Below are 14,358 nucleotides of genomic sequence, written 5' to 3' on the forward strand. Positions count from 1 at the left end.
ATTAAAAGGGGAGAGATTTATAATGAAGCTTAAACGTTATTTTTCTATCTTGGCACTTACAGGTGCACTAGTCTTTTCCTTAAGTATTACTAGGGCTTATGCAAATACTCCAACTCAAGTACGTTTGACACCTAATGAGTATTCGGATGTAACTGAATTAAGATGGTACAATGCTGGTCAAAAAATCAGAGTTAACTATGAAAGCTATGATTCAAGTGTTCGTGGATTCACACTGCACTTAGGAATAAAATGGGCAGATACTTCACATTATGATGTACTTAAATCGGTATGGGTTCCGATGGGAACAAACTATACAGGATTTGATTACACAGTACCAGCATCTGGCTATTATCTTGTAAAGCTTCATTGTAATGGAGATGGAAGCAAAAATGGTTGTGATGCATGGGCTTCAATGGATGATTATTAATAATTAATAGATGAAATTAGAGTGCATACCGTTCCATCTTTCAATCAGAACAAAAGAAGGACAGCCTTAATCTTGACGGTTAGCTGTCCTTTCTCGTTGAGTTATTACGGAGAACATGTTCTTTCTCGTACATATGAACTATCAGGGGGTTTTTGTTTATTTATGAGAATGATATTTTTAAATATGCATAAGGCAAGTTCTCCAAGCGAATAACACCATTATTAGTGAAATGAAAAAGCACCGGTAGCAAATATGAACTGCCCCCTGTCAAGTAGACAGTGGAAATAATAAAAAATGATTCAAGCGGCTTTAGACCTGTATTCAACAGGGCTAAGGCCGTTTAGCTTTTCTTGAAATCTTTCATTATTATAAAAGTAAATGTAATGATCAATATCTTTTGACAATTCCTCAAATGTCTCATACTTATGTAAGTAATATTTCTCACTTTTAAGGGTTCCCCAAAACGATTCCATTGGTCCGTTATCAATACATCTTCCTACTCGCGACATACTATGGGTTAATCCAGCCTTGTCTATTCTTCGTTTAAACCCATGTGAAGTATATTGAAATCCACGATCACTATGAATAAGTGGATATTCGTCATCTAATTGAATTAAAGCTTTATCTAACGTTTCAAATACAAGTTTATTATTATTGGAATTCCCTAAAACATAGCTAATAATTGAACCATCATATAAATCTAGAATCGCACTTAAATAAGCCTTCTTCGAAGGACCATATTTGAACTCGGTAACATCTGTTACCCATTTTTCATTTGGTTTCTCAGCTGTAAATTCACGATTTAATATATTCTCTGCAACGTGCTGAGGTTTTGAACGCCTATATCGTGTCTTCTTCCTCCTAATAACAGATTGAATCCCGGCCATTCTCATTAGCCTATATATTCGTTTATGATTAAAACTCTTTCCAAACTTTCGGTTTATATTTATTAACATTCGACGATAACCATAGATACCCTTAACGTTCTTATGGATAGCTTTCATTTCCTTAATAATTTCTTCATTTTCAAGTTCTCGCAAGGAAGGCTTACGGTTTAACCATTTATAATAAGCAGCTCTTGCAACGCCTGCAATGTCGCATAACATGACAATGCTGAGTTGCTCATTATCATGAAGTTCTTTAATTGCGATATATTTATCTTCAAATCTTACTTGACTTATTTTCTCCTCCTTTCGATCTCCTCTAACTTTTTTAAGAATGCATTCTCCGCACGTAAACGTTCATTTTCTTTTTCAATTCGACGAATCACTAACTTCATTTTTTCTTCTGGAGTTAATTCTTCTTCGTTCTTCGAACGTCCTCGACGATCTTTTAACGCATCCCAACCGCCAGCTTCATATTTACGTACCCATTGATAAACTTGATGGTATGATACTTGATGGTGTTCAGCTGTTTGTTGATAATTTTTTCCATTTCCTAATGAATCTTGTACAATTTCAATTCTTTCTTTCCAAGTTGTCTTTCTTCCTTTAGTCATAGAGTTCGATCTCCCTTTTCCCGTATCTTTTAATTCTCTATGACCATTATACTTCTTTATCCATTGACGTAGAGTGGAAGTACTTGGAATCTCATATTTTCTAGTAACCTCCCGAAGGGAGAAATCTCCACTAAGATAGTCCTTAACTGCCTGTATTTTAAGTTCCTTTGAATACTTCCTCCATGAAGAAGACTCTTTTAATCCTTCCACTCCGTATCTTTCAAATTTATATACCCAATCATAAATTGTTACGTTATCCGTATTATAAATAGATTCCAATTCAGAAATGGAATAAGTCTCATTTTTAAAATCATTAATAATCTTTATTTTTTCTTTTAAAGAACGTGCCCGTCTTGACATTAAAAATACTCCCCTTAGGTAAACAGATTTTTATTTTTTTAACCTGTCTACCTTATGGGGAGCATATCAATAAGCACCGGTGCTTTTTTATCCTTTATCTTTGGAAAAACTCTATCCATTCTCCTTCAGGTCCTCGGAAAAAGAAATAGCGGTATCCATTTGGTAGGGTAACGATTTCTTCATCAATTAATGGCACATTTAATTGTTTAATTCGTTCGAATTCGGCTTCAATATCATCAACCGTTACAGCCAAATGATGAACTTTGCCTTCTACCGGAAGATTATCATTATATCCTTTGATTAGCTCTAGCTCGGTTTCGTCCGATCCGTCAAAACCAAGAAAAGCTAGTGAAATTGACATATCTGGATGGGCGAGCCTTCCTTTGAGCTCCATACCGACAACCTCTTGATAAAACTGAATGGCCCGCTCCATGTCTTTTACCATAATGCCTACATGGTCTATTTTCCTTCTAGCCATGTTTAACCCTCTTAGGACTTTAGAACATCATGGTCAACGTAACGTTCACCGTTTAATTCACTGATAATATTAATGGCAACCTTTGCACCGTCACCAGCGGTAATAATGGTATGCACACTTACCCCAGCAACCGTTCCGGCAGCCCAAATACCATCGATATTTGTTTTTCCTTTTGCGTCCACATCCAAAATGGTTTTGATTCTTGGTTCTGTACCTGCTTTTGTTGTTAAACCAATTTTTTTGGCCAGGTCAGTAAGGGCACCAGTTGCTAAAAGGACATGCTTTGCTTCATAAGAATGTTGATCTGTTTCCACTTTAAATCCGCCATCAATTTTACTGATATTGGTTACTGTCTCTTCAACTAGTTCAGCGCCAAATTTGCGGGCTTGCTTTTTTCCAATTTCAACAAGTTCCGGTCCAGTAATTTCAGTTACTCCATAATGATTTTCAATCCATGCACGTTTCGTCATACTTTTATCGTTATCAATTACCAATGTTTTTTTTCCGGCTTTTGCTGTAAATAGTGCGGCACTTGCTCCGGCGGCACCTGCTCCAACAATAACAACGTCAAACATTTCCATGCCTCCTCTTCATTCATTTCATAAATAACTGTAGCGAAACTGTCAGTAAAAGTAAAATAATCTGCTTATTTAGAAATATCAGTTATTAAGAAGAAGCGATGACAGGAACCAATTCTACTATTGTTTTTGATTGTTTACTTGTGGAATAGTTGTCTGTTGTTTTCGGACACGCACAAAATAATAAAGGACCATACCTATTAGAATATAGATTGAACATAATAGATAAAATGAATGAAAGCCTATTTTCGCAATTAGTAATCCAACTACAAATGAGCCAATACCAATTCCTAAATCATAAATAGATAGGAATGTGGCTGTGGCTAAGCCTCTTTTTTTAGGAGGAGCATCCTGGACAGCAATCGTTTGAAAAGTTGGAAACAAGGTTCCCCAGCCTAATCCGATCAACCCCGCAGATAAGAGAAAGGTCACTTCACTGTTTGTATTTCCTAACACAAACATGCCAATTGCAAATAAAATAATTGATGGAAAGACAATCACATTGGCTCCAAAACTATCAAACCACTTACCGGTAAATGGTCTTGAGATTAATAGTACAATGGCAAACACTACAAAGAAAAGATTGGATACATTGTCAAGATGAATCTCATTGGCATAGACAGAAACAAAGGAAAGGATCGACGAATAGACTAACCCAAAAAATGCTCCAATTAATGAAATGGAAACAGCTGATATTTCAAAAATATTACGGAAGGTAAACGGCTGCTTTACGTTCGAATGAACCTCTTGGGGGTTAGTCATTTTGACAAATAACCCGGCAATGAGTGAGGCTAAAGCACCAATGACACTTAAGGTAAACAAAATGGTTGGACCAAATTGCTGCATAGCGGAAATACCGACAAATGGGCCTAAAACCATGGCTAGATTGGATGACATAATAAAATAGCCCATTCCTTCTCCTCGACGTGAACTAGGAACAATTTCTGCAACAATGGTACCTGCCGATGTTGTTGCCATACCAAAACCAATACCTTGTAAAAAGCGAACGGCAAGAATACCATATAGAGAAGATGGGAAAAAGTATAAGATGGAAGCTCCGAAGAAAACGATCAGTGCAACGAATAACATTTTTTGATAACCGATTCGTTCAAGCCATTGACCAGCAAACGGTCGGGAAATAATTGCCGCAAATAAGAATACAGTCGTCATCAATCCGGCTTCGGATGCACTGCTATGATACTTCTCTAATGCAAGATTTGGAAGAGTGACGAGCAAGAAATAAAAAGTTAAAAATAGAAAAAAATTACTCATTGAAATACTGATAAAATTTTTAGACCATAATTTTTGTTGATTCATTTGATGCACTCCTTCACAAAAGCTTTTGTAACCAGCTTTTCTGTAATGTTAGTAATTCTTTTTGTGAGGTTTCTGGTAGGTGTTCAAGTAAATACCGATTCGCTTCATTTACGGCGCGTTCCCATTTCGGGTATTGTAGTAAAGCTTCTTCAGTTAAAATAATTCGTTTTTCCCGTTTATCCTTGCCAGGTACTTGTCGTACATAACCTTGTTTTACAAGTCTTTGGATTGTTCTGGTCATTGGAGGTGCCTCGACAAACAAATAGTCGCAAAGTTCTTTTTGGGATAAAGTTCCTTTTGTTTTTAAGACAAAAAGTACGGCCCATTGAGCACTATATAATCCAAAAGGTTTTAATGCTTCATTTAAATGATTGGTAAAATGGCGTGATAATTGATGAAGAGTGTGAAATAATTCGTGGCTATTCATAGACTGCTCCTTATAGATAATAGTTACCTAGGTAACTATAATAGAAGGGGAAAAGCATGTCAATAATGGTGCAAAGAATGAAACATAGTAAAGGTAAAATGAGGGTTCTAGTAGATAATTAATATTTTAATAGGGCATTAGTGAAAAGAACAGTGGGGGATAAGGGTCTAGTCATTCAATAAATATAAATGTTCAATAAAAAAAGATCCGTGGAAATCAATGAATTATTCCTCGGATCTTTTTTATTAAAAGATTATTTTAATACATTAAAATATCTGGCTTCCGGATGGGCAAATACCATCGCTGATACGGAAGCTTCTGGCTCCATCATGTAGCCATCTGTCAAGCGTACACCAATATCTTCTGGTTGGATAAGTTTAAATAGCTTCTTCTGATCCTCTAAATCTGGACAGGCTGGGTAACCGAACGAGAAACGCTGTCCTTGATAACGAGCAGCGAAACGATCTTGCATCGTAAATGTTGCTGGATCTGGAAAGCCCCAACGATCGCGCATGAGCCGATGAATGAATTCAGCAAGGCCTTCTGCTGTTTCTAGTGCTAATGATTGAAGGGCATGGCTTTCAAGGAATCGGCCATCAAGTTTTAATTGGTCTGCTACCTCGCGAATTCCTTTGCCAGCTGTAACTGTAAAAAAGCCAACATAATCCATTATCCCGCTGTCCACTGGTTTTAGGAAATCTGCCAAACAGAGATATGGAGCAGATTCCTGCCGTGGAAAATCGAATGTTTCAATGACTATAGAAGGATTTTCTGGATCATATATATGAATCTTATTACCATCAGACTGTGCTGGGAAAAATTGATAGACGGCAGCTGGGTCGATCCACTGATTGGCACTGGCATCCGCAAGTAGCTGATCAACCATTTCTTTTACTTTTAAAGCTTTTTCATCTTTCTCAGCCAGAAGTTTGGAGATTTTCCCTTTTACCCCCAGATGGTGGCCAAGCAGCATCTGCATATTAATATATGGTTCAATATGTGATAAGGAATAGGATTTTATGACATGCCGCTTCGTATCCATTGGGACAAATACCGGTACCTCTGTGGAGACAGATGATCTAGGTTTTGTGGCGACTGCTACCGAAGAACGTTTTGGTAATTCTAGTGGAACATCCAGTGTCTCCAATTTTTTCTGTTTTTCAGCAAGCAGCTTTTCATGTTCCTCCACCGATTGCAGCTGATTGGCGAGTGCCAAACCGGTCATCGCATCCTTTGCATAAAGAACAAGACCATTATATTCTTTTGCGATTTTTGTATCGGTAAATTTTCGTGAAAGGGCGGCTCCTCCTACTAATATCGGAAGATCTATTCCCGCTTCCTTCATATCTTGGGCAGTCAACACCATTTGCTGAGCGGATTTGACCAAAAGGCCAGAAAGTCCGATAATATCTGGTTTTTCCTCCCGAATCGCTTTAATTAACTCAGCGGGAGTCACCTTAATCCCCAGATCAATTACTTCATACCCATTATTGCTAAGGATAATGTCGACAAGATTTTTGCCGATATCATGGACATCACCTTTTACGGTGGCTAAAATAACTTTCCCTTTAGAGGCGGAAACATCGCCTTTTTCCATATATGGTTCTAAAAAGGAGACAGAGGCTTTCATGACTTCTGCACTTTGCAGCACTTCGGCTACGATTAATTGATTATCGTTAAATAGACGCCCCACTTCCTTCATCCCATCCATTAACGGACCATTAATAATATCCAGGGGGGTAGGGTACTTTTGAAGGGCTAGTTCCAAATCAGGAATAAGACCTTCTTTCGTCCCTTCCACAATATAATAGGCGAGCCGTTCCTCCAAGCTCATTTCTGGAACCGTTCCTTTGGCCTCTTTCTTTTTGTCTCGGTAATAATCAGTAAATACCGCCAGTGTTTCATCCGTTGTTTTGAAAAGAAGATCCTCAGCTAGCTTCACTTCTTCTTTTGATATGGAAGCAAAGCGTTCAAGCTTCTCTGTGTTCACAATCGCATAATCAAGACCTGCCTGAGTACAGTGGTATAAGAACACGGAATTCAAAATTTCTCGTCCAACTGGTGGTAATCCAAAGGATACGTTACTGATTCCGAGAATGGTTTGAACGCCAGGCAATTGTTCCTTGATGAGTCGAATGCCATCCACAGTTGCTTGGGCGGAGCCGATATATTGTTCATCGCCGGTGCCAACCGGGAAAACTAATGGGTCAAAAATCAAATCCTGCGGCTTCAGCTTGTATTTGTTTACCAGCAGATTATAGGAGCGTTTGGCAATCTCGATCTTCCGTTCTGCAGTGACACCCATTCCTTTTTCATCAATCGTACCGACAACGACAGCAGCTCCGTAGCGGTGGATGAGCGGCACAATCGCTTCTAAGCGTTCTTCTCCGTCCTCAAGATTGATCGAATTAATAATCGCTTTGCCCTGAGAATATTTCAAGGCTTTTTCAATGACTTTTTCATCAGTAGAATCAATAACAAGTGGTACCTTTACTTTCTTCACTACTTCTTTAATGAAGTTTTCCATATCGGCAAGTTCATCGCGGTCTGGATCGGCAAGGCAAATATCAATAACATGGGCACCGCCTTTGACCTGAGCTCTGGCAATTTCCGCAGCTTCTTCAAATTTCCCTTCTGCAATTAATCGTTTGAATTTGCGAGAGCCGATGACATTGGTCCTTTCTCCAACCATGATCGGTCTTAAAGTCGGATCATCGTAAATAAGAGGCTCAATTCCGGAAACCATGTGAAGGGAGTGATGTTTAACTTCCCGAGGTTTATAAGATTTCATTGTTTCAGCAATGGCACGGATATGATCAGGTGTTGTACCGCAACAGCCGCCAACAATATTAAGCCATCCATGGGCAGCAAAATCTGCCAGTTTTTTCGCTAAAGTTTCCGGTGTTTCATGATAATTTCCTTCCTCATCAGGAAGACCGGCATTTGGATAGCAGCTAACCGCAGTGGAAGCAAGTTCGGATAATGTACGAATATGATCCTGCATGAATTCCGGGCCGGTTGCACAGTTGAGCCCTACTGCCACGGGATTCATGTGTTCAATTGAAATATAAAATGAATCAATGGTCTGACCGGCTAAGGTAGTACCCATCGGCTCAATGGTACCAGAAATAAACAATGGTAGCGTTTTTCCTGTTTTTGCAAATGCACGCTGGATTCCAGAAAAGCCGGCTTTTACATTCAGCATATCTTGGCTTGTTTCCAAAAGGAGTAGATCTACACCACCATCAATTAAACCGATTGCTTGCTCTTCATAGGCAGTTGTTAGAGCGTCAAAGGTGGTTCCGCCGGTTACACTTAATGTTTTAGTTGTAGGCCCCATCGAACCGGCCACATATCTTGGCCATTCATCGGTTGAAGCTTTTGCTGCTTCTTTTACAGCCAGCATTGCAGCAATTTTATTAATTTCATATGCCTTATAGCCAAGGCCGTACTCATCCAGCACGAGACTGGTTGCACCGAAAGTGTTTGTTTCGATGATATCAGCCCCAGCTTCTAAGTATTCACGGTGAATATTGGCAATCACAGAAGGTGCGGTTAAATTCAAATGTTCGTTGCACCCTTCATATTCTTCACCGCCAAAATCTTTAGGGGTTAGACCTGCCCGTTGTAGCATCGTCCCCATGGCACCGTCCATAATAAGGATGCGTTTCTTTAATTGATTAATAAATGGTGGTTTTGGCATGGATGTTCCCCCTTAGTTCTTGAGCACGCTGACGGGCATAAAGGGCCAGCTCAAGCGTCAGCTCATAACGTAAAAATGGTGTAATGAGATAGATTCCGTTAAATAAGTCTAGTGCGGCATCAATCAAAGACTTGGTAATCTCCACCCCTTCACGAGCGGCCAGATTTGGCTGGTCATTCAGTTTTGCCATCCGTTCGCGAATGGAATCAGCAATTTTAATACCTGGTACTTCATTATGAAGGAATTCTGCATTTCTACTGCTAGTCAGAGGCATTAGTCCAATATATATTGGAGCTTTTAAATGTTTCGTATGTTCATAGACTTCCAATAACTTTTCTTCGGAGAAAATAGGCTGGGAGATAAAGTAATCAGCACCGCAGTCCATTTTTTTCTCCAGCCGTTTAACGGCTTTTTCTATCGAACGGACATTTGGATTAAATGCCCCGGCAATGCTAAACGCTGTCTTCTGTCCCAAATCTTTTCCGGAAAATGATAATCCTTCATTTAATTGTTTGATCATTTGAATGAGTTCAAACGATGAAACATCATAGACGGATGATGCGCCAGGGAAATCTCCAACACGGGCTGGATCGCCGGTAATCGCTAGTACATCATGCATCCCTAAAGTATGAAGCCCCATTAAATGAGATTGTAAACCGATAATATTCCGGTCGCGGCAGGAAATATGAATGAGCGGCCGGATGCCCAATTCTTGTTTGATAAGATATCCGAGCGATTCATTAGATATCCTAACTTGGGCGAGCGAATTGTCCGCGAGTGTAATCGCATCAATTCCAGCTTCTTTTAATGCCTTCGCTCCATCGAAAAATTTCCTTGTGTCCAGCTTTCTTGGTGGATCTAATTCGACAATGACCGAAGGCCGTTGTTTCACAATCTCTTGAAGTGGAGTGTGCTCTCTTTTAATTGTAGGATCTTCAACCACCGTAACTTTCGGTGTGAATTTTACGATTTTTTCCTTTATAGGCGTTTTGTTCTTTAGTTCTGCAGCAAACATCCGGATATGTTCTGGTGTCGTACCACAGCAGCCTCCGATCAGCCGAACTCCTTGTTTGCGGAATTCATTTGCTGCACGTCGAAAGTAATCTGCATCACTATCATAATGAAATTTCCCGTCTGTATAGGCTGGGAGACTGGCATTAGGGTAGGCAGACAAATAGGCCTGCTTAGGTAGTTCAATTTGCTCTAACGTTAAAAGCATATGGTGCGGACCGACGCGGCAATTGAGTCCGACTACATCTGCTCCAATACTTTCCAGCCTTTTTAATGCTTCATTGACAGGTGTCCGGTTCTGCAGAAATCCAGGCTCTTGAATGGATACCTGGGCAATAATCGGCAATTTTGTTTCTTTTCTCGCAATGGCAAGAACCGTTTCGAGCTCTTCAAGGTCATAAAAGGTTTCAAGCAGGAGGCCGTCCACCTCTTCTAACAATAAACAATATAATTGCTCTCGAAAGCTCCGTTTAATTTCTTCTAATGAAATGGAATTAGGTTTAATCCCACGGTTGCCTCCTATTGTTCCAAGTATAAACGCACGGTTTTTAGCCACTTTTTTTGCATGATGAACCGCTGCACTATTAATATCCTTTACAGAATCTTCTAGCCCGTAACGGCTAAGCTTCAAATAGTTTGCTGCATACGTATTGGTTTGGATCACATCGGCACCAGCATCTATGTAGGCCTGGTGGATATGTTGAATTTGCTCGGGATGGGAAAGATTTAACTCCTCAAAGCAGCAGTCTGTTCCGTATGAATAGAGCAGGGTTCCCATGGCTCCATCAGCGATTAAGATTTGATTTTTTAATTTTTCTAAAAAGCTCATGGTCATTCTCCTTGCTGCAGCACTAATTTTTTCTGTTGCACCTGTTCGAGTGCCTGGGAAAAATCTCTAATTAAATCATCTGGATTTTCAAGCCCGACAGACAAGCGTAGAAGACTGTTTTTAATTCCACGTTTTTCCCTTTCCGCCTGTGGCATGGCCGCATGTGACATCTTTGCAGGGTAGGATAAAATTGACTCCACCGCACCAAGACTAACGGCAAATACAGGTAGCTTGACACTTGAGACAAAGGTTCGGACAGCTTCTTCATCGACAAGTTCGAAAGAAAGGACCGCACCGGCTCCTTGGGTTTGTACATCCAACAATTCTCTCTGCGGATGATTAGGAAGTCCCGGATAAAACACGTTTTTAACAAGTGGATGTTTCTCTAGGAAACTCGCAATTTGCAATGCTGATTTCTGTGAGTGTTCAAGTCGAACATGAAGAGTTTTTAAACCTCTTAATACGAGCCATGCATCCTGTACACCAAGAACTGCGCCGAAGGAATTTTGTAAAAATCCAAGCCGATTGGCTAAACCTTTATCTTTGACAACAGCAAGTCCTGCCACTACATCACTGTGTCCGGATAAAAACTTTGTTGCACTGTGAAGCACCACATCAGCCCCAAGTTCCAATGGTTTTTGCAAAGCAGGGGTTTGGAAGGTATTATCGACAAATGTCAGTGCACCAATTTCCTTTGCCATTTGGCTGATAGCTTTGATATCTGTCACTTTTAACAAAGGATTGGACGGGGTTTCAACATAAAATGCTTTCGTATTAGGCTTAATCGCTTGTTTTACTTGATCTATATCTGTCATGTCAACAAAAGAATGCTCAATCCCTAATCTTGATAGCACTTCTGTCACCATTCGATAAGTTCCGCCATACACATCTTCCGTAATAATGACATGATCACCGGCAGACAGTAATAGGAAAGCTGTTGAAATAGCTGCCATACCGGAAGAAAATGCAAAGCCTTTCACCCCGCCCTCCAATTCTGAAATAACCTCTTCTAGCGCTTCTCGGGTTGGATTTAAACTTCGGGCATAATCATATTTACCAAATTGGTCGATATCAAATTGATGAAAGGTGGAGGCATGCTGAATCGGTACACTGACAGCTCCAGTCACAGAGTCGACTTTATGTCGATTATGAAGAAGCTTTGTTTCAAAACAATACTCTTCCAATTCCATTAAACAATCACTCCTTTGTTCATTTTGGCAAAGGCTTGCTTAAGGTCGTGAATTAAATCCTCTACATCCTCAATTCCAACAGAAAAACGAAGCAGGCGATTGCAAATACCTTTTTCAATTCGAATTTCTTCAGGAATATCAGCATGGGTTTGTGTGGCTGGATATGTGATAAAACTTTCCGTACCACCAAGACTTTCGGCAAATGAAATTAGCTTTAAATTTTTCAAAAATGGATTAACCCAAGTTTCGTCTTTTATTCGGAAGGAAACCATACCACCACGGCCAGGGTAAAGAACATCTGTAACGGCATCATGTTGGGACAAATATTCCACGATTGCCTTTGCATTTTTTTCATGTCGTTCCATTCGTAGTGCTAAAGTTTTCATTCCACGCATTAATAACCATGAATCAAACGGGCTTAATACACCTCCGGTCCCATTATGATAAAGGGCTAATTGTTCACATAAGTCTTTTCCTTTAGCGACAATAAGGCCGGCAAGGACATCATTGTGACCGCCCAAATATTTTGTCGCACTATGAATGACGATATCGGCGCCAAGCTTAATAGGCTGCTGTAAAAGTGGGGTATAGAACGTATTGTCGACAATCAGCAAAATACCGTGTTTTTTCGCGATGTCGGCAATAGCAGCAATATCGGCTTCCTGCATGAGGGGGTTGGTAGGAGTCTCGAGAAAGATGGCCTTTGTTTGAGGGGTAATCTTTCTTTCAATTTCCTCCGGACAACCTGTATTGACATATTGACATCTTAAGCCCCATTTTTTATAGCCTTTTTCTAAAAGCCGGTAAGTGCCTCCGTATAAATCTTCACTGACCAACCATTCATCCCCGGATTGGAATAGAGAAAGGATAGTAAAAATCGCTGCCATACCAGAGCTACACGCAAACCCTTGATCGCCACCTTCCAAATCAGCAATGGTCTTTTCAAGGAGCTGGCGTGTTGGGTTCCCTGTCCGAGTGTAGTCAAATCCTGTTGATTGTCCGATACCTTCATGTCGATAGGCAGTTGAAAAATATACGGGAGGATTCACTGTGCCTGTTGCTGATTCACTTCTGTTTCCAATTTGGGCCAGCTTTGTATCAATTTTGTACATTACACTCACTCCTTGTCTTGAAAAATAGATTGGATATTTTTCAGCTTTAACGCGGTATGGGGATAAAGCTTGTTGATAAAAAAGAAAAAAGCCTTCTATAAGAAGAAGACTTTTGTTTGTACGAAACCATAAGGTCATTCTTCTTATCTCGCAAATTAACATTAATTTGCAGGAATTAGCACCTTTTCAATGGTTCATCCATTGAAGGTTGCTGAGGTGTCATTGGGCCTTTCCCTCAACCTCTCTTGATAAGAACGATCAATATTAAAACTTTTTATAAAATTTACTATACTTTTCCTGCTTAGTCAATTCATTTTTATCTGAAAAGTTTGGAACAAATTTCTACAAATAAAAAAAAGCAGGGTGAACCCTGCTTTTTAAACATGTAAAAATTTCACACAAACTGGATGAGGAACGGTAATATCAGATTGAATTAATGAAAGCCGTCCGGAAAATTCATCTCTGGCAAATAAAACGAGATTGCTTGATTCTTGGTTAGAAGCAACGATAAATTTTTCAGAAGGATCCAACGAAAAATCTCGTGGCCAGTCTCCCTCTGTAGAAGTATGCTCGACAAAGGTCAGCTCTCCAGTCGTTCCATTTACACTAAATACTGCAATACTATTATGTCCGCGATTTCCGGCATAGACAAAACGACCATCGGAAGAAATATGAATTGCACTGCCCTGGTTATTTTCTTTGAAATCAGCAGGAAGAGTGGAAATATATTGCTTTTCGGTAAAATGGCCGTTTTCTGGATGATAGGTTAAGACAATAACTTCAGAACTGAATTCTGTCATGATGTAAGCAAACTGACGATTTGGATGGAAGGTTAAGTGCCGCGGGCCACTACCGGCTTTTAATGGATGTAGTTTGACCTTCGTCAATGTTCCGTCTTCATTTATTTTGTATGTAATAAGAGCATCAATACCAAGCTCCACTACCACTACATATTTTTCATCAGGTGTTAATCCAGCATAATGGGTATGGGCCTTTTCCTGTCTTGGATCTGGACCACTGCCTTCATGTTGAATGATGGAAGCAGCAGGCAGAAGAGAGCCATCTTTATGAATGAGATGGGATTCCACTGTTCCCCTATGGTAATTACCGCTAAATACATATTTGTTTTGGCTGTCAATACTTACATGACAGGGAGGAGCTCCGGCACTTACTTGGCTATTGATAGCAGTTAATTTTCCATTTTCACCAATGGAAAAAGCCTTTAATCCACCTTCTTCACCATCCTTTACTACAGAGTAAAGATAGCGATTGTCTTTACTAATGGCTAAATAGGTAGGGTTAAAGAGCTCTGCAGCCACCTCGATATTTTCAATTTTTCCTTCTTCCGTATTCAAGGTAAAAGAATAGATTCCTTTGCTGTCACCCTTTGTATACGTTCCAATGTAGCCAATGTATTTTTTATTCATG

The 14,358-nt window shown here is 39.8% G+C and carries 11 protein-coding genes and 1 riboswitch; of the genes, 1 reads left to right on the top strand and 10 read right to left on the bottom strand.

What is annotated here, in order from left to right; all coding sequences use genetic code 11:
• Positions 1 to 22: 22 nt before the first annotated feature.
• Entirely contained in the window at positions 23 to 427 is a 405-nt protein-coding gene (locus G4Z05_RS09705) for a hypothetical protein (protein ID WP_163251769.1), read from the top strand.
• Between the two features lie 299 nt (positions 428 to 726).
• Here the strand turns inward: G4Z05_RS09705 and G4Z05_RS09710 are convergent.
• The 10 genes from G4Z05_RS09710 to G4Z05_RS09755 all read right to left on the bottom strand — a co-directional run bounded on the left by G4Z05_RS09710 (position 727) and on the right by G4Z05_RS09755 (position 14,357).
• A protein-coding gene (locus G4Z05_RS09710; protein ID WP_163251770.1) for an IS3 family transposase occupies positions 727 to 2,285 on the bottom strand; the annotation gives its coding sequence in 2 pieces (ribosomal slippage) (positions 727 to 1,652 and positions 1,652 to 2,285; 1,560 coding nt in all).
• Positions 2,286 to 2,379: 94 nt separating this feature from the next.
• A complete protein-coding gene (locus tag G4Z05_RS09715; protein ID WP_163251771.1) occupies positions 2,380 to 2,763 on the bottom strand; it encodes a VOC family protein in 384 nt (127 codons plus the stop codon).
• Positions 2,764 to 2,774: 11 nt separating this feature from the next.
• On the bottom strand, positions 2,775 to 3,338 hold the full coding sequence (locus G4Z05_RS09720; protein WP_163251772.1) for an NAD(P)/FAD-dependent oxidoreductase: 564 nt from the start codon (positions 3,336 to 3,338) through the stop codon (positions 2,775 to 2,777).
• Between the two features lie 123 nt (positions 3,339 to 3,461).
• The gene (locus G4Z05_RS09725; protein ID WP_163251773.1) at positions 3,462 to 4,658 is read right to left on the bottom strand and encodes an MFS transporter; all 1,197 of its coding nucleotides are present in this window, start codon (positions 4,656 to 4,658) and stop codon (positions 3,462 to 3,464) included.
• A 13-nt stretch (positions 4,659 to 4,671) separates the two neighbouring features.
• Positions 4,672 to 5,085: a MarR family winged helix-turn-helix transcriptional regulator gene (locus G4Z05_RS09730; RefSeq protein WP_163251774.1), complete on the bottom strand. Its 414-nt coding sequence runs from the start codon at positions 5,083 to 5,085 to the stop codon at positions 4,672 to 4,674.
• Between the two features lie 253 nt (positions 5,086 to 5,338).
• Positions 5,339 to 8,788, bottom strand: coding sequence for a methionine synthase (gene metH, locus G4Z05_RS09735; RefSeq protein ID WP_163251775.1), 3,450 nt, complete (start codon positions 8,786 to 8,788; stop codon positions 5,339 to 5,341).
• Positions 8,766 to 10,628 carry a bifunctional homocysteine S-methyltransferase/methylenetetrahydrofolate reductase gene (locus G4Z05_RS09740; RefSeq protein ID WP_163251776.1) on the bottom strand — a complete coding sequence of 621 codons (1,863 nt, stop codon included), beginning with the start codon at positions 10,626 to 10,628 and terminating at the stop codon, positions 8,766 to 8,768. Before G4Z05_RS09740 ends, metH begins: the two co-directional genes overlap by 23 nt.
• A gap of 2 nt (positions 10,629 to 10,630) precedes the next feature.
• Positions 10,631 to 11,818: a cystathionine beta-lyase gene (gene metC, locus G4Z05_RS09745; RefSeq protein ID WP_163251777.1), complete on the bottom strand. Its 1,188-nt coding sequence runs from the start codon at positions 11,816 to 11,818 to the stop codon at positions 10,631 to 10,633.
• On the bottom strand, positions 11,818 to 12,930 hold the full coding sequence (locus tag G4Z05_RS09750) for a methionine biosynthesis PLP-dependent protein (protein ID WP_163251778.1): 1,113 nt from the start codon (positions 12,928 to 12,930) through the stop codon (positions 11,818 to 11,820). The genes metC and G4Z05_RS09750 overlap by 1 nt, the downstream gene beginning before the upstream one ends.
• A gap of 140 nt (positions 12,931 to 13,070) precedes the next feature.
• Positions 13,071 to 13,185: riboswitch (SAM riboswitch) on the bottom strand.
• Between the two features lie 122 nt (positions 13,186 to 13,307).
• Positions 13,308 to 14,357 (bottom strand): lactonase family protein, encoded by a 1,050-nt coding sequence (locus G4Z05_RS09755; RefSeq protein WP_163251779.1) that lies wholly within the window; start codon positions 14,355 to 14,357, stop codon positions 13,308 to 13,310.
• Between the last annotated feature and the right edge of the window lies 1 nt (position 14,358).

Source organism: Neobacillus thermocopriae, assembly GCF_010975035.1.
Taxonomy (GTDB): Bacteria; Bacillota; Bacilli; order Bacillales; family Cytobacillaceae; genus Neobacillus; species Neobacillus thermocopriae.